At 73.6% G+C, this 23272-nt stretch carries 19 protein-coding genes; 6 read left to right on the forward strand and 13 right to left on the reverse strand.

Annotated features, from left to right (window positions below):
• Positions 1–3: 3 nt before the first annotated feature.
• The 7 genes from fxsT to PUR26_RS33105 form a co-directional block, all read right to left on the reverse strand.
• Positions 4–2973: an FxSxx-COOH system tetratricopeptide repeat protein gene (gene fxsT, locus PUR26_RS33075; protein ID WP_329878311.1), complete on the reverse strand. Its 2970-nt coding sequence runs from the start codon at positions 2971–2973 to the stop codon at positions 4–6.
• Between the two features lie 68 nt (positions 2974–3041).
• Positions 3042–4265, reverse strand: coding sequence for an FxsB family cyclophane-forming radical SAM/SPASM peptide maturase (locus tag PUR26_RS33080; protein ID WP_443077245.1), 1224 nt, complete (start codon positions 4263–4265; stop codon positions 3042–3044).
• A complete protein-coding gene (locus tag PUR26_RS33085) occupies positions 4262–4438 on the reverse strand; it encodes a hypothetical protein (protein ID WP_329878313.1) in 177 nt (58 codons plus the stop codon). Before PUR26_RS33085 ends, PUR26_RS33080 begins: the two co-directional genes overlap by 4 nt.
• Positions 4435–7785 carry an SAV_2336 N-terminal domain-related protein gene (locus tag PUR26_RS33090; protein ID WP_329878315.1) on the reverse strand — a complete coding sequence of 1117 codons (3351 nt, stop codon included), beginning with the start codon at positions 7783–7785 and terminating at the stop codon, positions 4435–4437. Before PUR26_RS33090 ends, PUR26_RS33085 begins: the two co-directional genes overlap by 4 nt.
• A 7-nt stretch (positions 7786–7792) precedes the next feature.
• Positions 7793–8902: an AAA family ATPase gene (locus PUR26_RS33095; protein WP_329878317.1), complete on the reverse strand. Its 1110-nt coding sequence runs from the start codon at positions 8900–8902 to the stop codon at positions 7793–7795.
• Positions 8903–9038: 136 nt separating this feature from the next.
• Positions 9039–11147, reverse strand: a complete 2109-nt coding sequence (locus PUR26_RS33100) for a VMAP-C domain-containing protein (RefSeq protein ID WP_329878319.1) — start codon at positions 11145–11147, stop codon at positions 9039–9041.
• Positions 11140–11517, reverse strand: coding sequence for a CU044_2847 family protein (locus PUR26_RS33105; RefSeq protein ID WP_329878321.1), 378 nt, complete (start codon positions 11515–11517; stop codon positions 11140–11142). Before PUR26_RS33105 ends, PUR26_RS33100 begins: the two co-directional genes overlap by 8 nt.
• Before the next feature lie 126 nt (positions 11518–11643).
• Between PUR26_RS33105 and PUR26_RS33110 the strand changes: the two genes are divergently transcribed.
• Complete coding sequence (locus PUR26_RS33110) at positions 11644–11826, forward strand: DUF6104 family protein (RefSeq protein WP_329878323.1); 183 nt, start codon at positions 11644–11646, stop codon at positions 11824–11826.
• A 160-nt stretch (positions 11827–11986) separates the two neighbouring features.
• On the opposite strand, the gene PUR26_RS33115 is transcribed toward PUR26_RS33110, so the two are convergent.
• Positions 11987–12796, reverse strand: a complete 810-nt coding sequence (locus tag PUR26_RS33115) for a hypothetical protein (RefSeq protein ID WP_329878325.1) — start codon at positions 12794–12796, stop codon at positions 11987–11989.
• Between the two features lie 132 nt (positions 12797–12928).
• On the opposite strand from PUR26_RS33115, the gene PUR26_RS33120 reads away from it, so the two are divergent.
• Both PUR26_RS33120 and PUR26_RS33125 read left to right on the forward strand, forming a co-directional pair.
• Positions 12929–13867 (forward strand): DUF4097 family beta strand repeat-containing protein, encoded by a 939-nt coding sequence (locus tag PUR26_RS33120; protein ID WP_329878327.1) that lies wholly within the window; start codon positions 12929–12931, stop codon positions 13865–13867.
• Position 13868: 1 nt separating this feature from the next.
• Positions 13869–14813: a PadR family transcriptional regulator gene (locus PUR26_RS33125; RefSeq protein WP_329878329.1), complete on the forward strand. Its 945-nt coding sequence runs from the start codon at positions 13869–13871 to the stop codon at positions 14811–14813.
• Between the two features lie 305 nt (positions 14814–15118).
• On the opposite strand, the gene PUR26_RS33130 is transcribed toward PUR26_RS33125, so the two are convergent.
• From PUR26_RS33130 to PUR26_RS33150, 5 genes are all read right to left on the reverse strand, one after another.
• Positions 15119–15691, reverse strand: a complete 573-nt coding sequence (locus tag PUR26_RS33130) for a Clp protease N-terminal domain-containing protein (protein WP_329878331.1) — start codon at positions 15689–15691, stop codon at positions 15119–15121.
• On the reverse strand, positions 15691–15900 hold the full coding sequence (locus tag PUR26_RS33135) for a helix-turn-helix domain-containing protein (protein ID WP_329878333.1): 210 nt from the start codon (positions 15898–15900) through the stop codon (positions 15691–15693). The genes PUR26_RS33130 and PUR26_RS33135 overlap by 1 nt, the downstream gene beginning before the upstream one ends.
• Positions 15901–15931: 31 nt before the next feature.
• Complete coding sequence (locus tag PUR26_RS33140; protein WP_329878335.1) at positions 15932–17398, reverse strand: glycoside hydrolase family 5 protein; 1467 nt, start codon at positions 17396–17398, stop codon at positions 15932–15934.
• 65 nt (positions 17399–17463) lie between these two features.
• A complete protein-coding gene (locus tag PUR26_RS33145; RefSeq protein ID WP_329878337.1) occupies positions 17464–18429 on the reverse strand; it encodes a zinc-binding dehydrogenase in 966 nt (321 codons plus the stop codon).
• 301 nt (positions 18430–18730) lie between these two features.
• Positions 18731–19942, reverse strand: a complete 1212-nt coding sequence (locus tag PUR26_RS33150) for an NAD(P)-dependent malic enzyme (RefSeq protein ID WP_329878339.1) — start codon at positions 19940–19942, stop codon at positions 18731–18733.
• A gap of 565 nt (positions 19943–20507) precedes the next feature.
• On the opposite strand from PUR26_RS33150, the gene PUR26_RS33155 reads away from it, so the two are divergent.
• Genes PUR26_RS33155 through PUR26_RS33165 form a run of 3 tightly spaced genes read left to right on the forward strand, consistent with a single transcriptional unit; the run spans position 20508 to position 23245 of the window.
• Complete coding sequence (locus tag PUR26_RS33155; RefSeq protein WP_329878341.1) at positions 20508–21488, forward strand: ABC transporter substrate-binding protein; 981 nt, start codon at positions 20508–20510, stop codon at positions 21486–21488.
• A 30-nt stretch (positions 21489–21518) separates the two neighbouring features.
• A complete protein-coding gene (locus PUR26_RS33160) occupies positions 21519–22487 on the forward strand; it encodes an amino acid ABC transporter permease (RefSeq protein ID WP_329878343.1) in 969 nt (322 codons plus the stop codon).
• A gap of 5 nt (positions 22488–22492) precedes the next feature.
• On the forward strand, positions 22493–23245 hold the full coding sequence (locus PUR26_RS33165; protein ID WP_329878588.1) for an amino acid ABC transporter ATP-binding protein: 753 nt from the start codon (positions 22493–22495) through the stop codon (positions 23243–23245).
• Positions 23246–23272 lie beyond the last annotated feature (27 nt).

Here is a 23272-nt window from a genome sequence, read left to right on the forward strand (position 1 = left end):
GCGTCAGTAGGGCTGGGGTTCGAAGTCCCAGTACGGGCGCGACCCGGCCCGCATATGGGCGACCTGCGGATGGTCCTCCCCGAGGACTCCGGCGAGCCGTCGCAGCGCGTCCCGCCCCAGCCGTCCGGCCTCGTCCCGCCGGCCGGCGGCGTGCAGGTCCTGGGCGAGGCCCGCCTGCACGTTGACCGTCAGCACATGGGAGTCGCCGGCGCAGGCGCGGGCCCGCTCCAGGGCGTCCCGGCCGAGCGCCACCGCGCCCGCCACGTCCCCGGCCGCCGCCCGCGCCCCGGCGGTGTTCATCGCGCAGCCGACGCTCCACAGATGGGCGGGACCGAGCACGGCGTCCATCCGGGCCATGGTCTCCTCCGCCAGCGACAGCGCCGCCCGTGGCCGGCCCAGGTCGCGCAGGATGAGCGCGCGGTTGTCCCGGGCGCCGATGGCGTACGGGTGGTTCTCGCCGAGCACGGCCGCGTACAGCCGGGCCGTCCGCTCGGCGAGGGCGCGGGCCTCCTCGGTCTCCCCCGCCCCGCGCAGCAGCATGGCGTAGTCGGTCGCGACCAGCAGCGTCTCGGGATGGCGGCTGCCCCTCCTGCGGACCAGCCGCTCGTGGACCGAACGCATCATCGCCTTCGCGGAGTCGATGTCGCCCTCGCGCCGCATGCACAGCGCCAGGTTGTGTTCGGCGAGCAGGGTCTGGGAGTGGGACCGGTCCAGGGTCTGGCGGTGCAGATGCACGTTGCGCACCTGGATGGCGAGGGCGTCCGCGTACCGGCCCAGCAGGCGCAGCGTCCAGGAGGTGTGGAAGGCGGACAGCAGGGTGAGGGAGTCCCGCTCGCCGAGGAGCCCGACGCGTTCCCTGAAGACGTGCCGGTGCTCGGCGAGCGACTCCTCGTAGCGGCCCTGGAGGCCGGTGGCCGTGGCGAGGTTGGTGCGCAGTCGCAGGGTGAGGGGCACCTGCTCGCCCAGCAGCTCGACCGCGTCCTTCGCGGCCCGCTGGTAGAGGGCCCCGGCCTCGTCGTAGCGGGCCAGCGCCATCAGGGTGCCGCCCAGGCCGTTGAGGGCGCGCAGCGTCTCGACGCCGTGTCCGTCGGCCCCGGCGGACTCCAGGTCGCCCAGGACGGCGCGGCCGGCCGTCTCGGCGTCGGCGTAACGGCCGAGGCGGCGCAGCATGTTGGCGTGCTGGAGACCGGCCTCCAGGACCCGGCGGTCGGTGCGTCCCGAGGTGGCGGACCAGTGGTCGAGCGCGGCCCGGCTGAGCGCGAGCCCGTCGTGGTACTCGCCGCGGGTGCGCAGGTACTCCACGCAGTTGAGGACGAGGCGCCGGACGTCGTCGTCGTCGGACTCCAGGGCGCCGGAGGGCACGAGGTGCGGGATGAGCTCGGCGTAGCGCGCCCAGTGCCGGGGCCGGGTGGGTTCGCGGGGGTCGGCGGCGACCAGCACCCGGCAGGCCGTGAGGGACGCCGTCGCGCGGTCGGCGGCGGGCAGGCTGTCGCGGACGAAGCGGTGGAAGAGCCGGTGCATGCGCAGGGTGCCGACGGTCAGGGTGTCCGCGCGGGGCCCGGTCTCGTACTCCAGCCACATGGCCGTCGATTCGGAGAGCCTGCGCAGCGCGGTGTTCCAGCTGCTCGGTTCGGTGGCCATCCGGGCCAGGTGCGGCGGCAGGTCGGCGGAGCGGGCCGCCTGGAGCATGCGTACGGGCACGATGTCGGCCGAGAAGAAGGCGAGCAGCTTGAGCAGTTCGTGCGCTTCGGGGGCGTCCTCGTGGAGGGTGTTGACGGCCATGGACCAGACGGCCTGGAAGGGGCGGGGGTCCTCGCCGGACGGTACGACGCCGAAGACGCTGGGGCTGCCGTGGCGGATCTCCTCGACGTAGCCGCTCACCGGGCTCATCGGGTGGGCGTCGAGCCAGGCGGCCATCTGGTCGACGAGCAGCGGCAGGTCCTCCAGCGCGTCGGCGAGCTGGTCGGCCTCCTGCTCGGTGAGGCGGGTGGCACGGCGGCAGGCGTAGGCGACGCTCTCGTCGCGGTGGAAGCGGGGGGCCCGCAGGAGGTCGGCGCCGTGGGCGGACCAGGCGGTGCGGTGGCTGGTGATCAGTACGTGGCCGGGGCCCTCGGGCAGCAGGTCCGCGAGCCGCTCGGGGTCCTCGGCGCCGTCGAGGACGATCAGCCAGCGCCGGTCGCCGGTGCCCAGGACCCGGTGGACGGCGTCGATGAGGGGCCGGAGCTCGGCGCCGCCGCCGAGTCCGAGTTCGGTGGCGAGGGCGGCGAAGTTCTCCCGGGCGGTGCTGGTGGTGGAGGCGCGGACCCACCAGACGAGGTCGTACTCGCCCGCGTACCGGTGGGCGTACTCCATGGCGAGCTGGGTCTTGCCGACGCCTCCCGGTCCGTGGACGGCGACGATCGCGGTGCCGTCCCGGTCCGCCGTGAGGGAGGTGCGCAGCTCCTCCAGGATGCCCCTGCGGCCGGTGAAGCGGCGGTTGCGGCGCGGGACGTTCCAGACGGGCGGCGGGTCGTCGGGGAAGCTGCGCCGGCGGGTGAGCCGGACGCCGGAGACGACCCTGGGGGCGTCGATCCCGACCAGGGCGAGGAGCCGGCGCCGGGCCTCCTCGGCGCCCACGCCGCGCAGCTCCACCGGGTCGAGGTCCCTGACGGCCTCGGGGAGCGGGCGGTCGGTGACGCTGAGGGCGGCGAGGCGGCCTTCGTGTCCGGGCAGGACCGTGCGCAGCACGTCGGCCCAGGCGCGGTAGCGGCCCGCGTCGAAGCGCAGGTACCAGTCGTCCAGCACCAGCAGGATGCGGCCGGGCACGGCGAGCAGCTCGGTGAGCGCGGAGCCCTCCGGGGGGCGGCGCAGCGGGTCCCAGCGGACGAGGCCGGTGCGGAATCCGGCGGAAGCGAGTTCCTCCTCGACCCAGGTGGCCCAGCGCTCGCTCTGTGCGGCGAAGACCACCGTGATGTGCTCGGAGCCTTCGGTCATGCGGAGGTCTCCCTCACTGAAAGGGTCGGCTCTGTACGCAAGCCATTCGATTGTGCGTCAGATCCTGGTCATGGAGGAGCAGTTGGCGAACAGTGACGGATGTCTTCCATCTCACACAGCCGGTCGGCCATGTGCCGTACGAGGCGTTCCAGGTCCGCGCAGTAGACGCTGGGATGGAGGAAGCCGGTGCCCGGGGCGTACCGGTGGGCGTAGTTGCCGCCGCCGCACACCTCCAGGAGGGCGCAGCTACGGCAGTCGGCGGCGAGCCCGGCCGCGCCGAGCTGGCGGGCGGCGATGCCGGGGTGGCGCAGGGCCTCGTCGAAGGAGTGGTGGAAGACGTCGAGCCCGGTGGCGGGGGCGCCCGGGTAGGCCGACTTCAGCGAGTCGACCTGTTCGACGGCGCCGTCGGTGTCGACCACGACGGCGGTCATCGGCGAGAGGCCGACGGATTCGGTGGCGCTGGGGGCGCCCAGCAGCAGGGCCAGGATCTCGCCGAAGATCCGGACCTTGGTGACCATCCGGCCGGAGTCCCACCACAGGTCGAACGCCTCTGCCAGCCAGTCCCCGTAAGGAGTCGGGCGCGGCCTGCGGCCCGGTGGCGCGGGCCGCACGCCGGGAGGCGGGGAGCCCCAGTTGGCGTGGGGGAGGAGGAAGTCGATACCGGGGGCGCCGAGCGCGGCCAGCGAGGCGTAGACCTCGGCGGGCCGGGTGGCGGGGTCGACGGTGCACAGCACCCCGGCGTACTGGGCGGGGCGGGCGGACAGCAGCCGGGCGGCGCGGGCCGCGGCCGGCCAGGAGGGGCGGCCCCCGTGGTCGACCCGGCGGGCGTTGAGGGCCTTCGTACCGCCGTCGAGACTGAGGCCGACGCGTATCCCGGCGGCGGCCAGCCGGTCCAGCGCGGCGTCGGTCAGGAGGGTGCCGTTGGTCTGCACGCAGATGTCGGCGGCGCAGTGGCCGGGCAGCGCGTCGCGGACGGCCCGGGCGTAGGCGAGCACCGTGTCCGGGCCGCCGAGCAGCGGCTCGCCGCCGTGCAGGTCGATCCGGACCCGGTCGAGCCGGTGGGCCGCCGCGTGCTCGGCGATGCGGTGGGCGGTCCGGCACATCGTGCGGGCGTCGACGCGGGCCGGGCGTTCGCGCCAGCTGCTGTCGGGGCCCTGGTAGATGTAGCAGTAGGTGCAGGCGAGGTTGCAGCGGCTGTGTACCTTGAGGACGAACTGCCGCAGCGGGACGGCGGGCGGGGCCGAGGTGTCCAGGGTGCGGTGCGGCCACAGCGGCACGCCGGCGGCGGTCACGGCGCGTCGTCGTAGTAGGCGACGACGGTCTCGGCGGCCGCCCGCTCCCTGAGTCCGGCCAGCAGCGCGTCCAGGACGGCGTGGCCGGTCGTCCCGGCCTCCCCGGCCGTGAGCTCGGCGAGCCGGGGGAATTCGGGCAGCGGTATGTCACCGGGCACACGGGGCGCGGTCATGCCTCTTCCGCCTCCAGCCGCGCGATGTCCCGCCGGAGCGCGTCGGTCTCGGCCGAGCCGGACGCGCCCGCCTCCGTCAGCAGCCGCAGCGCCTTGCGGTACTCGGCGAGGGCACGGGGGGCCCCGGCGGTGCGCTCCAGCAGCTTGGCGCGGCTGCGCGTGGCCGTCGCGGCGAGGGTGGTGTTCCCCGTCCCGACCGCGTCGTCGACCGCCCGCCGGTAGTGGTCGCCCGCCTCGGTGTACCGGACGGTGGCGCCGGTCGTCCGCCCCAGTTCGTGCGAGACCAGGCCGCGGAACATCCAGGCGAGCGCGGACAGCTCCCGGGAGTCGGTGCCTCGCGCCACGGCGCCCAGGATCCAGTCCGCCTCGTGGAGGTCGGTGAGGGCGCCGCGCAGCTGGAACCGTTTGAGCAGGGCCTGACCCAGCTGGAGCCGGTACACGGCCAGATCGGCCGAGCTCTCGGGGGTGGCGTCGACCGCCTCGCGGTGGAGGCGGACCACCGCCTCGACCTCGTGCGGCCGCGCCGGTTCACGCAGCAGCACCGTGCTCGCGTACGTGCTCAGGGTCTCGACGTGCCGGGGGGCGCCCAGCGGGGTGAGCCGCACCGCCCGCGCGAGGAGCTCGACGATGTCGTCGAGCTCCCCGGTCCCGTGGAGCGACAGGCGCAGCCGCCCGATGCGGAGCAGGCAGTCGGCGAGCTGTTCGTCCCGGTCCGGCCAGGGCAGGTACCGCTCGGCGATCGCGCGGGCCTCCTCCAGGGCCGCCAGCACCCGCAGGCCCGCTTCCCGGCCGTCCCCGGCGTCCTCGGCGAGCTCGATCGCGGAGGCGGCCCGCGTCCAGCCCAGGAAGAGGTCCCTGGGCGCCGGTGTCCAGCCCCAGGGGTCGTCGTCGGGTGTCCCGCGCTCCTCCCGCTCGGCCGGCTCCACCGCTTCGAGCAGGGCGAGCGACTCCGCCAGGTCCTCGCTCGCCCGCCGGGCCAGCGAACGGACCTGTTCCGGTGCGGCGTGCCCGCTCAGCGCGTGGCTGCGGGCGACCAGGAAGGTCATCACGCCGCGCATGTGCAGCAGGGAGGGGGTGGGGTCGGCGTCGACGAGCGAGTCCAGTACGCGCACGGCGCGGCCGCCCATGGCGCCGTACCACCGCTCCGGGTCCTCGGGCGGCGGGCTGAGCAGCCGGGCCGCGTAGTCGCCGTACTCCGTGGCCAGCATCAGGAGCACGTGGACGTGGTTCAGCCGCATCCGGTTGTGGTTCTCGCCCCCGCCGGCCGGTGCCCGGCTCAGGCGCTCGTCGGCGTACACGAGCAGCAGGAAGCGGATCGCCTCGGGATCCGTGCCGCCGCCGTCGATGCCGCGTGCCGCCTGCTGGCGGAACCGCTCGGGCACCGCGTCCGTCCCGGGCCCGGCCGCCCGCACCTCGTCGGCCATCCGGTCCAGCACCTGGCTCAGGGTCCAGTAGGCGCCCGGCTCGTCGGGTGCTGCCAGTTCCGCCGCGGCCAGCGCCCCGCGCAGGTCCTCCCCGAGGCGCCGGGCCTCCCATCGCTCCAGCAGGGCCTGCGCCAGTTCGTCCTGGAGGGCCGCCTGCCGGGTGCGGTCACCGGCGCCGTGGGCGGCGGCGGCGAGCAGGTCGACGGCGGCGTCCAGGTCGCGGGCCGTGCCCTGGCTGCGGAACCGCTCCAGGCTCTCGCGGGCCAGGGCCGCCAGATCCGCGGGCCCGGCGTCGGGGGCGGCCGGGACCGCGGGCGCCGGGGCGAGGAAGTGGCGCAGCACCTGGGTGGAGACCACCGCGAAGCGGCGCAGCCGGGGGTCGTCGGGCCCGCTCTGCGGCTCGACGGTGCCCGCGAGGTAGGCGGCGGCCATCGCGGGGAAGTTCCGTACGCCGGTGCCGAAGCGCCGTTCCAGGTACTGGGAGCAGTTCTTCAGGACGAGGTGGGCGTCGCCGGGTTCCAGGCGGGTCCACAGCTCCTCCTGGACGCCGGGGAGGAAGTCGTAGACGGGCTCCGTGACGTCGTCCGTCTCGTCGTCGCTGCGTTTGAGCAGCCCGCTCAGGAGCACCTCGGCGAGTACGTCGGGTCCGCTGCCGGTCAGCATCGCCCGCTGCACGAGCTGCATGACGGGCAGCACCAGGGGGGCCAGGGAGAGGCACTCGGCGAGCCGGACGGCGGAGGGCGAGGCGTGGCGGCGGAAGGCGCGGACCCGCTCGGCGGCCGTCGGCGGGGTCGTGGGGCCGGCCGCGGCCGGGCGTGCGGGGGGCGGGTCGGCGACGGCCCAGCCGGCGGCGCCGGGCAGCGTCAGCCGGCCGGGCGCCGAGAGCAGGCGGGCCCAGGTCTCCAGGGCCACCCGGTTCGGCGCGAGGACGGGAATGGCGGCGGCCCCGCGCGGCGGGAGCGCGCGGCCGGTGAACTCCAGCCGGGCCGCCGGGCCCTCCGGTCTGCGCAGGAGGCCGGGGAACGCGGGCAGGTGGGCGTTGCGCCACATCCGCTGGGGCAGGGGCTGGACGACGGCCACGGGTGCGGTGGCCGCCCAGCGGTGCAGCAGCCGGTGCAGTTCGCCGCTGCGCCACAGGGGCCCGGCGCAGTCGCTGAGCAGCAGGGTCAGCCGGCGGCCGGTCGGATCGGCGAGCTGCGCGGGCGAGTGCAGCGGCGCGGTGCCGCGGGCCGCGGTGGTGGCGATGCCGGGCCTGCCGTCCGGGGCCGTGTGCAGATAGAGCAGGTCCACGGTGCGGAAGGCCCCGGCGCGCTCGCACACGCCGCGCAGTTCGTCGAGGGTCTGGTGCCACACGACGGTGGAGGACGACACGTCCATCAGCAGCTGTACGCGCGCCTCGCGGCGACGTTCGCGGCGCAGGACCGGCACGGTGAGGCCGCTGTCGGCGGCGGCGTCGGCGGTGGCCCGTTCGTCGATCACCCGCCGGACGGGCGCCCCGGGGGCGCGGTACCGCTGGAGCGGGCGTAACGCGCGTTGCAGCGCCTGCGGGTCGGGCAGGGTGTCGGCGGTGGGCACCCACACCCGGGCGTCGGAGTCCGCGGCCTCGCCCTGCGCTCCGGCGCAGCCGGGGGCGGACAGTCCGGCCCGGCCCTCCCGCGCCGGGCCGCCCCTGGGGCCCGGGCGCCGGGGCGGGGGCTGCGGCGGGCCGTCGGCGCCGGACGGGCCGGGCAGCGGGTCCGGGAGAGCGGCGCCGGTGTGGTGGGCGGAGACGGGCGGGCCCGCGGGGGTGACCCACTGGGCGAGCCAGAGCGCGTCGGCGACCTCCTCGGCGGTGGGCCCGAGTTCGGCCTCCCGCAGCCGCGCCACCAGTTCGGTGAGCGGTCCGCTCAGGAAGCCGGGGGCGTGGGGGGAGACGGTGGTCACTGCCAGGTCACCGCCGGGGGTGCTGCTGGTCGAGGGGGCGCATCAGCAGGTCGGCGATCTCCCCGCGCCGCACGCGGTCCTCGCGGGCCGCGAACTGGGTGAGGAAGATCGCGTTGAGGAGCTGGTCGGTCAGACGCAGCTCGCCGCCGTCGTCGCCCTCGACGAAGCTCTGCAGCAGGTCGTGGTGGAGCTCGTCGGCGCCGGGGCCGAAGTGGGCCTGGACCAGGGCGGCGAGGCGTTCGTTGCGGGGTGGTTCCAGCTTGAGGTGGAGACAGCGCCGCAGCAGCGGGGCGGGGAAGTCGCGTTCGCCGTTGCTCGTCATCACCACGAACGGGAAGGCGTGGCAGCGTACGCGTCCGTCGGTGACCGGTACGCGGCGGCCGTCCTCGTCCAGGACGTGGACGGTCCGCTGCCCTTCGCGGTCGGCGATCCGCTCCAGCTCCGGGATGCGGAACTCGCCCTCCTCCAGCACGTTGAGGAGATCGTTGGGCAGGTCGATGTCGCTCTTGTCCAGCTCGTCGATGAGCAGGACGCGCGGCCGGACGCTGGGGAGCAGGGCCGTGCCGAGCGGGCCGAGTCTGATGTACCGGCCGATGGCGTTGTCCTCGGCGGCACCGGCGGGATCGGCGCCGCCGACGGGATCGGCGCCGTCCGGCCGCGTGCGGTCACCCGCCCGGGCCCGGTCCGGTACCGGGCCCGTCCCGGAGGCCCGTTCACGGGAGAGCTGGGCGTCCTGGAGCCGGCCGATGGCGTCGTAGGCGTACAGGCCGTCGCGCAGTTCGCTGCGGCTGACGACCGGCCACTGCAGCACCCGGCCGAGGCCCAGTTCATGGGCGACCGCGTGGGCGAGGGTACTCTTGCCCGAACCGGGCTCGCCGGTCACCAGGAGCGGCCGGCGCAGGTACAGGGCCGCGTTGATGAGCTGGAGGGACTCGTCGTCCTGGATGGGCAGCGGGGCGCGCTCCCCGAGCCGGCGTTCGGTGCTGTGGTCGACGGGGGGCACGGCGTCGGGCAGCGGATCCCCGCTGAACCTGCGCCAGCGCGGCGGGTCCGGGAGGCGGCCGATCCGCTCGGGGTCGGGCTCTCCCTGGCCCCGGTAAATCAGCCAGCTGTCCATGGCCTGCTCCTCGTCGGCTCTCGGTCGGGACCCGCGTACTGGCCGACGGGGGCAGGACGCACCCACAACGGGCCCCTGAGAACGTACCCCTGGTACGGCTTCCCAAGGCCCTTTTCCGGCCAACTGCCCGTACGTTTCATGCTGGTGAGCTCCACAGTCCCATGGGCCCCGCGGGCACCGGCCGACCGGGGTCGTCGTAGAGCACCGCGACGGCTTCGGCCCAGTGCCCCCGGTCCCGGCGCTCGTGTATGCCCTCTCTGATACGGCGCAGGAGGTCGGGCAGCTCACCGGCGGACGCGGCCTCCGTGAGCAGTTCCGCCGCGGCCTGGTGGAAGGCGTCGCAGTCGCCCCCGCACGCGACCGATCCCGGGTGGCCCTCGATGTGCCACAGGGCGATGCCGTGTCCGGCTTCGAGCGCCAGTTCCATGGCCTTGCGCCCCGGTCCGCGCCCGGCGGGACGGCACAGCACCGGGACGGCGCCGGCGGCCATGTCCTTGAGGTGCTGGCGGCGGGGCGCCTGCTGGACGGGGGGCGTGCGCACGGCGGAGAGCCGGTCCGCGGCCATCACGGCGTCCCAGCGCCCGGCCCACTCGTCGTCGGGGCGGCCCCTGCGGGAGAGGTCGCGCAGCACCACGCGGCGGCGGGCGCCCAGCGGCAGGTGCGCCTCGTCGCCGAGCCGGGCCATCTCCGCGAGCTGCCAGCGGTGCACGGGGGTGTCGAAGGCGTCCGCGGGCAGGACCACCTCGCAGGCGGCCGGGTGGCTGTTGGCGGCGTCCGCGATCTGGAAGGCCTCGTCGAGGGGCCCGCGCAGGCGCTGCAGCAGCTTGGCCGGTTCGACGCCGTCCGGGTCCTTCTCCGAGTCGAAGATCTCGTCGTCCCCGCTGCCGTCGTCGATCCGGATCTGCCAGTGCACGGTCCGGTACGGAAGGGGTTCGATCTCGACCACGACGATGTGGACGCCGTCGCCGGGGCCGGGGTACGGGATGACGACCCGGTCCTCGGCGGCGGCCCCCGCCAGGGTCGCGCCGCCGCGGTCGGACGCGGAGCTCCTCCCGGGTCCGCCGGCCAGGCCGGACGCGCCGGGGCCGGCGGAGTCCGCGCCGGTGCCGTCGGCGGTACCGGCGAGGACGGACGCCGGCAACCGGGCCCCCGTCACCAGCCCCATCTGGTACGGCGATACGCGGTGGACCCTCTTGGCGGTCCACCGTTCGAGCTCTTCGGCGGCGCTCGTCCCGGCGTCCCCGCCCCCGCTCCTCTCGACGAGGAGCGACACCAGCCGCAGATAGTGCAGGAACACGATGGCGGGCAGGGGGCTGCCGCCGTCGTACAGCAGCCCGTGCCCGTCGCGCCAGGAGGCGAGCGGAGGGTAGGCGAGCTCCTGGCGCACGTTGGTGACGTGCTCGACCAGCGCCTCGACGGCGCCCTTCGGCGGCGGGTCCGTCAGCTGGGCCAGCTGCCGCAGGGCGGTGACGCGGTCGGCGGGCGACCAGACGTCGCCGCCGGCGCGGGCCTGGCCGGGCAGCCGCTCCTGGAGGGTGAGCCAGCTGCCGGGGGTGGAGTCCGCGCGCTCGGCGTGCCAGCGGTCGTGCTCGGCCAGGACCTCCCGGTACAGCGGGCCGAAGGCGCGCAGGGCGAGCAGGGGCACGGCCCGTCCGCCGTCCTTGTCGACCCGGCCGGACTTGGTGAGGGCGACGACGGCTCCGGAGACCGGGTCGAGGACGGGCCCGCCGGAGACCCCCGGGGGGAAGTCGGCGGTGGGTGTGAAGCGGATCGAGCAGCGGCCGTCCCGGACGTTGCCCACGATGTCGCTCGTCCACAGCTCGTACGGATGGGAGTCGTCCGGCTCCGGCCGGAATCCGTACACATGGCGGCGTTCCCCGACCGGCGGCACCGCCTGGTCGCCGATCCAGACGCATTCGTGGTCGACCGTCTCGTCGAGCAGCCGGACGAGCGCCACGTCCTGCTGCGGCGGCACGCTGCCGGCGTGGACGTCCTTGACCAGCCAGGCCTCCAGGCGGGCCTCGACGGGTCCGATGCCGTGGTGGGTCGGCGAGCCCGCCACCCGGAAGGTCCTCTTCCTGTCGTCGGCGAGGTACGGCAGGAGGACGTGGGCGGCGGTCAGCACCCAGCCGGGCGCCACCAGGAAGCCGCTGCCCCACATCGCGGTGGCGTCGGGGCGCGCGGGCAGGAAGCGGACGGTGGCGGCGCGGACGAGGGCGTCGAGGTCGGTGTGCGCGTCAGCCATTCGCGTTCGGTGGGCCGGCGCCGTCCGCGCCGCGCTCGCGGCCGTCGGCGAACTGCCAGCCGAGGGTCACCTGGAGGGACGCCGTGGCCTCGCCCTCGGCGAGCACGGCGACCGCCTTGCCGGCCTTGACCGTGAGCTCCACACCGAAGGAGATCGTGGCCGTGTCCGGCTTCACCGCCGCGGCGGCGTCCAGGACGTTCACGCCGACCCGGCGGATCAGTTCGTTGAGCTCCTCCAGCTTGGCCGCGGCCCGCTCGCCGAGGCCGGTGCCGACGTCCCGGTCGGTCGAGCCGTATCCGTCGGCGGCGCTCACGCGCGCGTACACGACCTCGCCGTCGCCGAGCTCGATTCTGCGGATCTGTCCGTTCATCGCCCGCTCCCCCACGCCAAGCCGATCGATCCGGTGATCGAGGCTACTGGTACGGAGCGGTCATCGGGGAGACCACATGCAGCCGTAATCTGAGGGGGAAGACCCCGTAGGCACCAGGAGCATGTCTTGTACTTCACCGACCGTGGCATCGAGGAGCTGGAGAAGCGACGCGGCGAGGAGGAGGTCACCTTCGAGTGGCTCGCCGAGCAGCTGCGTACGTTCGTCGACCTCAACCCCGACTTCGAGGTTCCCGTCGAGCGCCTGGCCACCTGGCTGGCGCGGCTCGACGACGACGACGAGGACGAGTAGGCGAGCAGACGAGCGGGCGGGGAGCCGGTCGGCCGGGGAGTCCCGGCGGGGCCGCGCGGCAGGCCCGGCAGGGCGCGTCAGGGCGCGTCAGGGCGCGGCAAGGGCAGAAGCGGTGGTCGGGGCGCCGGGACGACGGGTGCCGGGCGGGCGTCGCCCGGGATCAGGGCGCCGGGTTCCGGCCACCCGGGCGTTCGACGGCGAGGCCCAGCGCCCCGTGGGCGATCAGCAGCGTGCCCGCCGCGGCCCAGCCGGCGCTCCGGCGGGTCAGCGCCCACACCAGCAGGGGGACGCCCGTCACCAGCTGAGCGGTCGCGAGCCCTCGCGCCGGACCGTTCCGGGCTCCACGGTCGGCGCCCGGCCGGCCGGGCGGCGCCACCGCGTCGGCCCCGCCGGGCCGGTCGGCGCGGTCGACCCGGTCGGCGCCATGGGTGTGGGCGGTCGTACGGAGCCGGCCGGCCGGCTCGCCGGGGGCGAGGCCCGGCGGCAGGGCGAGGCCCTGGCCGGTGAGGAGGGCCGTCAGGCCGAGCAGCCGGGCCGCGGCGTCGGCGTCCGGATCGGTCCTGGTCAGGGTGGAGAGGGCCTGGACGTCCAGGACGGGGTCGAGCCCGAGCCGGTCCGCGAGGGTGTGCATCGCCTCCTGCTCCCCCACGGGCGTCCCGTCGGCGAGCCAGGTGTAGCCCACCGGGCGGCGGAAGCCGGTGGCGAGCGTGCAGCCGGCGTGGTGGACGTCCCACCACAGTGCGAGCACCGGCCAGTGCGCGCCGACCGCGAGGGCGGCCGCCCAGCCGGAGACGACCCGGTCGACCGGTTCGCCGCCGTCCTGCCAGGGCCCGCCCTCGGGGACGAGCACGCTCCAGTCACGGCCCGCCGGGGCGAGCAGCAGCCGTTCGCGCAGCAGATGGGCGACGGGGCGTACCGCCGCCGGCTCCGCACGGCACAGCAGCAGCGCCCCCGGGGAAGAGGCTGTCATGCCCCTTACGCTAGGCCAATTTGTTCATAGATGTCCCCTTGGCCTTCCCCTTGACTTGCCCTGGCCGCGATATATCGTGTTCTTCAGAAGACGCGATATGTTGTGTCGCCGTCGTTCCGGGAGGTCAGCACCATGACAGAGTGGTCCGTCACCGAGCCGACGAAGCTCACCCTCGACGACCCCGTGACGGCGCTCCATGTGCGCGTCGCCGACGGGGCCGTCAACGTCGTGGGCACCGACGGGGGACCGGCACGGCTGGAGATCTCCCGGATCGAGGGTCCCCCGCTCCTTGTCACCCAGGAGGGCTCGACGCTCACCGTCGCCTACGAGGACCTGCCCTGGCCGGGTCTGCTCAAGTGGCTCGACCCCAGGAACCGGCGTCGCAGCGCCGTGGTCTCCCTGGCCGTCCCGGCCACCGCCACGGTGGAGGTCGGGGTGATCGGCGCGGGAGCGGTGATCTCCGGCATCAGGGGACGTACGGAGGTGCGCGGCGTCACGGGCGACTCGACGCTCGTCGGCCTCTCCGGTCCGGTCCGCGCGGAGACCGTCTCGGGCGACGTGGAGGCGCAGTCGGTCACCGGCGACCTCCGCTTCACGTCCGTGTCGGGCGACCTCACCGTGATGGAGGGCGCCGGCCGGTCCGTACGGGCGGAGTCGGTCGGCGGCGACATGGTCGTCGATCTCGCCGCGCCCCGCACCGGGGACCCGGACGGTGACGAGGCCGACGGGGCCGGGGCCGGTGTCCCGAGGCCGACCGACATCCGGCTCACCACCGTCTCCGGCGAGGTCGCGATCCGGCTGCCGCGCTGGACGGACGCGCGGGTGGAGGCGAACACCGCCGGCGGCGCGGTCTCCAGCGCCTTCGAGGACCTGCGGGTCAGCGGCCAGTGGGGCACCAAGAAGATCACGGGCACGCTCGGGGCGGGCACCGGCACGCTCCGGGCGACGACCGTGTCGGGCTCCATCGCCCTGCTGCGCAGGCCCGACCCGGACGGCGGAGCCGGAACACACCGGGGAACGGGCCCCGAAGCGGCGCCCGACCCCGAAACCCCCTCCGGAAAGGTGCTCTGACATGCCTCCCGTCTTCGCCCACGGCCGCCTGCGCCTCTACCTCCTGGGGCTGCTCGACGAGGCGCCCCGCCACGGCTACGAGGTGATCCGCCTCCTGGAGGAACGCTTCCAGGGGCTGTACGCGCCCTCGGCCGGCACCGTCTATCCCCGGCTGGCCAAGCTGGAGGCCGAGGGCCTGGTCACCCACGCCACCGAGGGCGGGCGCAAGGTGTACTCGATCACGGACGCCGGACGCGCCGAACTGGCCGGACGCAGCGGCGAGCTGGCCGACCTGGAGCTGGAGATCCGCGAGTCCGTCTCCGGGCTCGCCGCCGAGATCCGCGACGACGTACGCGGCGCCGCGGGCAAGCTGCGCAGCGAGATGCGGGCGGCCGCGAGCGAGAGCCTGCGCCCGCAGGGCGGCGAGGAGGGCGAGGCGTGGCGCAGCGCGAAGGAGGAGCTGCGCAAGGCGAAGCAGGAGTGGAAGGAGCAGGCGCGACGGGCGAAGGACGAGTCCCGCCGGGCCCGTGAGGACGCGCAGACCGCCCGGCGGCAGGCCAGGGAGGCCCAGGAGAAGGCCCGTCAGGACATCCAGCGGGTCGCCCGGCAGGTCCAGGAGCAGGTGCAGGACCACATCGCGCGGGGCGACTGGCCGACGGGGGTCCGCGAGGGGCTGTCGGACCTGACCAGCAGGCTGGGAGGGCTGGTCGCCGGCGCGGCGTCGACGTCCGCCTGGCCGCCGTACGTGAAGCCGGATCCGGCCGGGGCCCCGGAGTGGGCCGAGGACGTGGAAGGCACGGACGACCCGGCACGCGACCTGGAGCGGCTGCTGGACCGCTTCCGCGACGACGTCCGCGACGCGGCCCGGGACCACGGCGTGACGCGGACCCAGCTGGCCGAGGCCCGGCGCCACCTCTCCACGGCCGCGGTCCACCTCGACACGCTGCTGCGGGGCGAGGAGAAGTAAGGGGCGGGCGGGGCGCGGGCCGGTTCGGCGGCCGGGCCCCGCCCCGTCGCCCGGCCCGGTGGCGGCCCGCAACCGCCCCGGCGCCCGGCTCGGCGCGCTGCGGCCGGCCTATCCGGGCCCGGCACCCCGCGAGCGGACCGCCCCTCGGAGCACGCCCGCCCGGCCGTCCGGCCGCCCGGCGCACGGGTCACCGGTCACCCGTCACGTAACACCGGTCACGGATCACGAATCCCGGGACACGGGACACGGGACACGGACCACGGGTCACCGTCGGGGCGCCCGCGCGCGAGGCGCGTCCGGCCCGGTCAGCCGGCCTTGGCCACCCCTTCGCCCCCGGCCCCGAACATCGCCCGCTCCAGCGTGGCGTAGGTCGCGCCGTGGTCGGCGAGGACATCGGCCACCACGCCGGGGCTCGCCACCAGGGCGAGCAGGATGTGCTCGTCACCGATCGCGCGGTCTCCCCGGCCCACCGCGATCCGCAGCGACCTCTCCAGCGCCTTCCTGGCCGCGCGGGTGGGGGGCCGGTGCCCCGACCACCGGCGCCGGGCCGTCCGGCCGGCGCGCAGCACCCCTTCCCCGTGCACCGCCTCGACCCTGGAGACGACCTCCGTCACATCGATGCCGATGCCCGCGAGGGCCTCCTCGTCCGCGCGGGTCAGCCCCCCGCGACGGCGGGCGTCCGCCAGCAGGCCCTCCACGGAGGAACGCCGCTCGGTGACACCGAGCACGGAGAAGGCGAACGACGACCGCGTGCCCTCCTGGTCGAGCAGGGCGAGCAGCATGTGCTCCTCGGTGACGCGGTCGGCGCCCTCGCGCTCCGCGTGGACGACGGACCCGGTGACCACGTCCCGGGCGCTCCTGGTGAACCGCTCGAACATCAATGCCTCCCGTGTTTCTTGTGCACGGCCTGGCGGCTGACACCCAGTTCGGCCGCGATCTCCTGCCAGGACCAGCCCTGCGCACGGGCGCTCCTGACCTGTACGGCCTCCAGCTGTTCGAGGAGCCGCCGCAGCGCGGCCACGGCTCGCAGTCCGACCCGGGGGTCACGGTCGCCCGCACGCGCGGCGAGATCGGTCGCTTCCGTCATGACGTCAACTTACGTTGACGACCGCCACACGTCAACCACGGTTGACGCGCAGCGTGACCTCCGCCCCCGGCACGGCGCGCACCGGAACGCGTACCGCACCGCCCGGCGCCACCACCCGCGTGCGGGGCCACGCCCGCCCGGACACCTCGACCCGCCAGCCGGTCGCACTCGGCGGCAGCGACAGCTCGGTGACCCCCCGCCCGGCGGTCCAGGCGAGCCGGTAGGCGTCCCGGCCATCGCCGGGGACACCGTCCGGGGTGCGGCTCTCGGCGCGGACGCGCCCCGCGACCGCCGGCGCGTACGGCGCGGCCGTCAGCTCCTTGTTCGTACGCAGCGCCCCCGAGCGGTCCACGGCGCAGTAGCCGCCCCCGTAGCACCACACATAGCCCGCCCACCCCGAGCTGTAGCGGGCCAGCGAGTCCAGCGCCTCGCGGTAGAAACGCCCCATGTTCGGCAGGGAGCTGTCGAGCGGCCCCCACTCCCCCACCACCACCGGCACCCGGTACTCCCTCGGATACACGGTGACCGCGGCCTCGTACGACTCGATCCAGCCCGCGTCCGGTTCGTAGTCCGCGCCCGCCTCCATCGCCGCGTTGTAGAAGTGCGGGGCGTACACCACCTTCGGGTCCTCGATCCGGCCCAGACCGGTCGGCACCCCCTCGCCCACGATCGGGGTCGGCTCCACGAACAGCCAGGTGTCGTCGTCCACCGTGCGGATCGCGTCCGCCAGGCGGTTGTACATCGGCGTCAGCTGCTCGGCCTCGATCCGGCGGGCGGCCGCGGGCAGGTCCTCGCCGTCCCCGAGCTCCCCCATCGGTTCGTTGACCAGGTCGTAGCCGAGCACCGCCGGGTGGTCCTCGAAGCGGTCGGCGAGCACCCGCCACATCCGCTCCTGCGCCCGCCGCAGGTCCTCGTCCTCGTAGAGATGGGTGAAGGCGCGCTGGACGGCCGGTTCGAAGTACTCGGCGAACCAGTCGCCGGGGTGCGGGGTGAAGGGCAGACCGTCGGTGCGGGTCGCCCACTCGGGAATGCCCCGGTGCCCGAACGCCGGGCCGAAGACATCCTGGTGGGCGTCGATGACGACCCGGATGTCGTACCGGTGCGCCCAGTCCAGGATCCGCTCCACCTTGCGCAGATACTCCTGGCTGTACCGGCCGGGGCGCGGCTCCAGGTCGTCCCAGAAGACCAGCAGCCGGGCGAAGCCGAAGCCCTGGGCGCGCATGTCGCGCAGATGCTTCTCGGTGATCGCCGAGAGCGCCTGATCGCCGCGGTGGGCCTTGTCCTCGATGTTCCAGCCGCGCAGCGTCAGCACGCGGCCGTGCTCGTCGGTCAGCCGCGGTATGTCACCGGCGCCGGCGTCCGCCCGGGCGGGGGTGCTCAGGGCCAGCAGGGCGGCACACACCAGGCCGGCGGCGAACCGGACGCGGACGCGGTTGCGGACGCGATTGCTGTTGCTGTTGCTGTTGCTGTTGCGGGCACGGGAGCGGATGCGGTGCATGGGCGACCTCCGGCACGGCGCGGATCGGCAGTGCCGGAGATCCCATCAGTCCGTCTGACGGCCCATCAAGAGTTGGTCAGGACAATCTTGCCGAAGAGGTCACCGGACGCGATCTTCTCGAAGCCCTCACGGGCCCGGTCCAGCGGCAGCACCTCGTCGATCACCGGCCGCACCCCGGTCGCCGCGCAGAAGGACAGCAGGTCCTCCAGCTCGTCCTTGGAACCCATGGTGGAGCCGACGACCTTCAGCTCCAGGAAGAAGATCCGGGTCAGCTCGGCGTGCGAGGGCCGGTCGCCGCTCGTCGCACCGGAGATCACCAGCGTGCCGCCGGGCCTCAGGGACTTCACCGAGTGGGACCAGGTGGCCGCGCCGACGGTCTCGATGACCGCGTCCACCCGCTGCGGCAGCCGCGCCCCCGGCTCGTACGCCTCCACGGCGCCCAGCTCGACGGCGCGCTTGCGCTTCGCCTCGTCACGGCTGGTGGCGTACACGCGCAGTCCGGCGGCCCGGCCCAGCACGATCGCGGCGGTCGCGACCCCGCCTCCGGCGCCCTGCACCAGGACCGAGTCGCCGGGGCGGACACCGGCGTTGGTGAAGAGCATCCGGTACGCGGTCAGCCACGCCGTGGGCAAGCAGGCGGCCTCCTCGAAGGAGAGCTCCTTCGGCTTGGGCAGCACGTTCCACGCGGGTACGGACACCCGCTCGGCGAACGTCCCCTGGTAGTGCTCGGTGAGGATCGAGCGGGGCTCGCGCGGGCCGACGCCGTGCCCGGTCTGACCGATGACGGAGTGGAGCACCACCTCGTTGCCGTCCTCGTCGATGCCCGCGGCGTCACAACCGAGGATCATCGGGAGCTTGTCCTCCGAGAGGCCGACACCCCGCAACGACCACAGGTCGTGGTGGTTGAGGGAGGCGGCCTTGACGGTGACGGTGGTCCAGCCGGGACGGACCTCGGGATCCGGGCGTTCACCCAGTTCCAGGCCGTTCAGGGGCTGATCGCGGTCGATGCGTGCGGCGTATGCGGCGAACATGGACCGACCATAGGGCGGGCGCGGGACGCGGCGGAACCACGCACGGATGTGACACGCCTTTCATCGGCGCATGCCCCGGCCCCCGGCAGCCCGGCCACCCCGGGCCCCGCCGGCCCCCGTCCCGCGCCGCCCACTCCAGCCACTTGGGCCGCTCCGGCCACGCTGCCCAGTTCGGTCACCTCAGCGACCCCGGCCACTCCGGCCACACCACCCCGACCCCGACCCGGACCCGGCAACGCGAAGGGCCGCGCCGCGCTCCCGGCGGGGAGCACGGCGCGGCCCGGAGAACCACGGGGGCGCGTCAGCGGCGCGCGACGCCCTCCGCCCGCGCGGCGGCGGCCACGGCGGCCGTCACCGCGGGGGCGACCCGCTCGTCGAACGGCGACGGGATCACGTAGTCGGCGGCCAGCTGGTCGCCCACCACGTCCGCCAGCGCGTTCGCCGCGGCGATCTTCATACCCTCGGTGATCCGGGAGGCACGCACCTGGAGCGCCCCGGCGAAGATCCCCGGGAAGGCCAGCACGTTGTTGATCTGGTTCGGGTAGTCCGACCTTCCGGTCGCCACGACGGCCGCGTACTTGTGCGCGACGTCGGGGTGGACCTCCGGGTTCGGGTTCGCCATGGCGAAGACGAAGGCGCCCGGCGCCATGGACGCGACCGCGGCCTCCGGGACCGTACCGCCGGAGACGCCGATGAAGACGTCCGCGCCGACGAGGGCGGTCTCCAGGGAGCCCGCGAGCCCCGCGCGGTTGGTGATCTCGGCAAGCTCGCGCTTGACCGGCGTCAGGTCCTCGCGGTCCCGGCTCACGATGCCCTTGCGGTCCGCGACCGCCACGTCGCCGAGCCCCGCCTCCAGCAGGAACTTGGCGATGGCGACCCCGGCCGCCCCGGCGCCGGAGATGACGGCGCGCAGCTCGCCCATGCTCCGCCCGGACAGCTTGGCCGCGTTGCGCAGGGCGGCCAGTGTCACCACGGCCGTGCCGTGCTGGTCGTCGTGGAAGACCGGGATGTCGAGGCGCTCCTGGAGCCTGCGCTCGATCTCGAAGCACCGGGGCGCCGAGATGTCCTCCAGGTTGACCCCTCCGAAGGAGGGTGCCAGGCGGACGACGGTCTCCACGATCTCGTCCGTGTCGGTCGTGGCGAGCGCGATGGGCACCGCGTCCACGCCACCGAACTGCTTGAAGAGGATCGCTTTCCCCTCCATGACCGGAAGCGATGCCTCCGGGCCGATGTCGCCGAGGCCGAGCACCGCTGTGCCGTCGGTGACGACGGCCACGACCTGGGACTTCCACGTGTAGTCGTGGACCAGATCGGGCTGCTCGGCGATGGCGGTGCACACCTTGGCGACGCCGGGGGTGTACGCGAGGGACAGGTCATCCCTGTCCCTCAGGGGCACCGTGGCCGCAATGGCCATTTTCCCGCCCCGGTGCAGGGCGAAGGCCGGATCGAAGGGCTCGTCGGGAGCACTGTCCGTACCGCTGTCGCTGCGAGGATTGACGATCTCCGCTGCCATCTCTGTTGACCCCTTAAGTCTTCATCAGTTGAGGGTGGCCACTCCTGGTTGAGGAGGGGTGGGCCGGCACCGCGCACGTGCCCTGCGCCAAGCGGTTGGCCCGCCCTGGCAGGGGGAGGTACGTACGCGCGGGCGCGCCGCACACGCGCCCTGAGCCCCGGATGAGGGGTGTAAGGATCCTTCTTACCGGACGGACGGCACTGCCGACGAGTCCATATGTCACGTCCCACTCAAGCCTTGCTCACACTCCGTCGTCGCATCGTGACTCGTGGCCCGAAAACGGGACAAGTCCGCACTGCATCCGGATTGCGGCCACTATTGCGTCCGTATGACGAGATGGGCCGGAGATTTTCCGGCCGGCAGAAGGCAAACCCGCAGAAGGTCCGGCCGTGATGTACCGGCCTCTTGAGGTTCGGGGGTGACCCGTTACCCGATTTTGACATGAGTGGCCCCCTATTCAGGCCAGTCCGAATGGCAAGATGCCGTAATCACACGAGGTCGCGACACTCGAAGGTGCGTGCCCGACCCGATTGGCATCTCCCTCACCCGCCGGAGGAACCCGACCATGACCGCAAGCACCACCCGCTGTACGACCGCCGCGAAGACCCGGACGTCCAGGACGTCCAGGATGGCCGCGGTCGCCGCGATCGCGGTCGCCGGCTCCATGCTGATGACCGGTTGCGGTGACCAGACCGAGGCCGGAAAGAAGGACGCGGGCTCCAGCGCCGGCGCGAGCAGCAGCGCCCCACTGTTCGCCAAGCTGCCGGAGGAGATCAAGAAGTCCGGCGTCATCAAGGTCGGCACGGACGCGGCCTACGCCCCCATGGAGTCCATGGAGGGCAACAAGGTCGTCGGCATCGACCCCGAGATCGGTGCGGCTCTCGGCGAGAAGCTCGGCGTGAAGTTCGACTTCCAGAACGGCAAGTTCGACGGCCTGATCGGCTCCCTCTACTCCGGCCGCGTCCACATCGTGATGTCGGGCATGACGGACAACAAGGACCGCCAGCAGGGCCTCGACGAGGGCAAGAAGACCGGCAAGGGCGTCGACTTCGTCGACTACTTCCAGTCCGGCACCGCCATCCTCGTGAAGAAGGGCAACCCGGAGGGCATCAAGACCCTCGACGACCTGTGCGGCAAGAAGGTCGCGGTCCAGCTCGGCACGACGTACGCGGACGCCGCCAAGGCCCAGTCCGCCAAGTGCAAGAAGGACGGCAAGCCCGAGCTGATCATCGAGACCCCGGACACCGACGCCGAGGCGCAGGTGCGGGTCAAGGCCGGCGGCGCCGTCGCCGACCTGAACGACTTCCCGGTCGCCGCGCACGTCGCGAAGACGGCCGACGGCGGCACCGCCTTCGAGATCGCCGGCGCGCCGGTGGACGCCGGACCGTTCGGCATCGCCGTCGACAAGGGCAACACCCAGCTGCGTGACGCCATCAAGGAAGCCGTGGACGCGATCATCGCGGACGGCACCTACAAGAAGATCCTGGACAAGTGGGGCGCCTCGGAGAGCGCGATCGACAAGGCCGTCATCAACGGCGGCAAGTGATCCTCGCGCACGTTCCGAAGGGCAGTCATCATGACTGAGAAGTTCGAAAAGAAGGCGTCGTCCTCCGACACCCCACCGGAGGGGCCCTCCGAAGGCACCACCGTCACCAAGGACCGGCCCGATCCGATCCGCGCGATCCCGGTGCGCCACTACGGCCGCTACATCAGCGGCGCCCTGGTCCTGGCCGTCCTGGTCTGGCTGGTGCTCGCCTTCGCCAACGGCAACGTCCGCTGGGCGACCGTGGGCGACTACATCACCAACGGCGACATCATCGCCGGCATGGGCCGCACCCTGATGATCAGCGTGCTGTCGATGCTCATCGGTCTGGTGCTCGGCGTCGTGCTGGCCGTGATGCGGATGTCCAAGAACCCGGTGACCGGTGGCGTCTCCTGGCTCTTCATCTGGCTCTTCCGCGGCACGCCGGTCTACGTCCAGCTGCTGCTCTGGTACAGCCTGGCGCTGATCTTCCCGGTGTTCGAGATCCCGTTCATCTACAAGGACGAGATGACGGACGTCATGACCCCGCTGGTCGTGGCACTGCTGGGCCTCGGCCTCAACGAGGGCGCCTACATGGCGGAGATCGTCCGGGCCGGCATCCAGTCGGTCGACCAGGGCCAGACCGAGGCGTCGCACGCGCTGGGCATGACCAGCACGCAGACCATGCGCCGTGTGGTGCTGCCGCAGGCGATGCGAGTGATCATCCCGCCGACCGGCAACGAGTTCATCAACATGCTGAAGACCTCGTCGCTGGTGGCCGTGGTGTCCTATCCGGACCTGCTGCGCAGTGCGCAGATCATCTCCGGCCGCACCTACGCCGTGATGGAGATGCTCTTCGTGGCCTCCTTCTGGTACCTGACGCTGACCAGCATCTTCAGCGTCGGCCAGTACTACCTGGAGCGCCGTTACGCCCGCGGCTCGCTGCGCGAGCTGCCCCTCACCCCCTGGCAGAAGATCAAGAAGAATCTGCTGACCCTGCGACGTCCGGAGGTGGCCCGATGACCGCCATGGTCAAGGCCGAGGACGTGCACAAGTCCTTCGGCAACGCGCACATCCTCAAGGGCATCGACCTGGAGGTGGCGCCCCGTGAGGTCTTCTGCCTGATCGGCCCGTCCGGCTCCGGCAAGTCGACCTTCCTGCGGTGCATCAACCACCTGGAGAAGGTCAACGCCGGCCGGCTGTACGTCGACGGCGACCTGGTCGGCTACCGCGAGAAGGCCGGCAAGCTGTACGAACTGAAGGACAGCGAGGTCGCCCTCAAGCGCCGCGACATCGGCATGGTCTTCCAGCGCTTCAACCTGTTCCCGCACATGACCGCGCTGGAGAACGTCATGGAGGCGCCGGTCCAGGTCAAGCGCGAGTCCAAGGCCGTCGCCCGGGAGCGGGCCGTCAAGCTGCTGGACCGGGTGGGGCTGGGCGACAAGGCCGGCAACTACCCCTCGCAGCTCTCCGGCGGTCAGCAGCAGCGGGTCGCCATCGCCCGTGCGCTGGCGATGGAGCCGAAGCTGATGCTCTTCGACGAGCCGACGTCGGCCCTCGACCCGGAGCTGGTGGGCGACGTGCTGGACGTGATGCGGGGTCTCGCCGAGGACGGCATGACGATGATCGTCGTGACGCACGAGATGGGCTTCGCCCGGGAGGTCGGCGACTCGCTGGTCTTCATGGACCAGGGTGTGGTCGTCGAGTCGGGTCACCCGCGCGACGTCCTGACCAACCCCCAGCACGACCGGACGAAGGCGTTCCTGTCGAAGGTGCTCTGAGCGCCTCCGGCCCGGAGCGGGCACGAG

This window comes from Streptomyces sp. SP18CS02, from assembly GCF_036322365.1.
GTDB lineage: Bacteria > Actinomycetota > Actinomycetes > Streptomycetales > Streptomycetaceae > Streptomyces.

Bases quoted from the DNA above. Each gene is read 5' to 3' on its own strand.
- fxsT (WP_329878311.1), bottom strand. From the start codon at position 2,973: ATGACCGAAGGCTCCGAGCACATCACGGTGGTCTTCGCCGCACAGAGC.
- PUR26_RS33085 (WP_329878313.1), bottom strand. From the start codon at position 4,438: ATGACCGCGCCCCGTGTGCCCGGTGACATACCGCTGCCCGAATTCCCC.
- PUR26_RS33095 (WP_329878317.1), bottom strand. From the start codon at position 8,902: ATGGACAGCTGGCTGATTTACCGGGGCCAGGGAGAGCCCGACCCCGAG.
- PUR26_RS33100 (WP_329878319.1), bottom strand. From the start codon at position 11,147: ATGGCTGACGCGCACACCGACCTCGACGCCCTCGTCCGCGCCGCCACC.
- PUR26_RS33105 (WP_329878321.1), bottom strand. From the start codon at position 11,517: ATGAACGGACAGATCCGCAGAATCGAGCTCGGCGACGGCGAGGTCGTG.
- PUR26_RS33115 (WP_329878325.1), bottom strand. From the start codon at position 12,796: ATGACAGCCTCTTCCCCGGGGGCGCTGCTGCTGTGCCGTGCGGAGCCG.
- PUR26_RS33120 (WP_329878327.1), top strand. From the start codon at position 12,929: ATGACAGAGTGGTCCGTCACCGAGCCGACGAAGCTCACCCTCGACGAC.
- PUR26_RS33125 (WP_329878329.1), top strand. From the start codon at position 13,869: ATGCCTCCCGTCTTCGCCCACGGCCGCCTGCGCCTCTACCTCCTGGGG.
- PUR26_RS33130 (WP_329878331.1), bottom strand. From the start codon at position 15,691: ATGTTCGAGCGGTTCACCAGGAGCGCCCGGGACGTGGTCACCGGGTCC.
- PUR26_RS33135 (WP_329878333.1), bottom strand. From the start codon at position 15,900: ATGACGGAAGCGACCGATCTCGCCGCGCGTGCGGGCGACCGTGACCCC.
- PUR26_RS33140 (WP_329878335.1), bottom strand. From the start codon at position 17,398: ATGCACCGCATCCGCTCCCGTGCCCGCAACAGCAACAGCAACAGCAAC.
- PUR26_RS33145 (WP_329878337.1), bottom strand. From the start codon at position 18,429: ATGTTCGCCGCATACGCCGCACGCATCGACCGCGATCAGCCCCTGAAC.
- PUR26_RS33150 (WP_329878339.1), bottom strand. From the start codon at position 19,942: ATGGCAGCGGAGATCGTCAATCCTCGCAGCGACAGCGGTACGGACAGT.
- PUR26_RS33155 (WP_329878341.1), top strand. From the start codon at position 20,508: ATGACCGCAAGCACCACCCGCTGTACGACCGCCGCGAAGACCCGGACG.
- PUR26_RS33160 (WP_329878343.1), top strand. From the start codon at position 21,519: ATGACTGAGAAGTTCGAAAAGAAGGCGTCGTCCTCCGACACCCCACCG.
- PUR26_RS33165 (WP_329878588.1), top strand. From the start codon at position 22,493: ATGGTCAAGGCCGAGGACGTGCACAAGTCCTTCGGCAACGCGCACATC.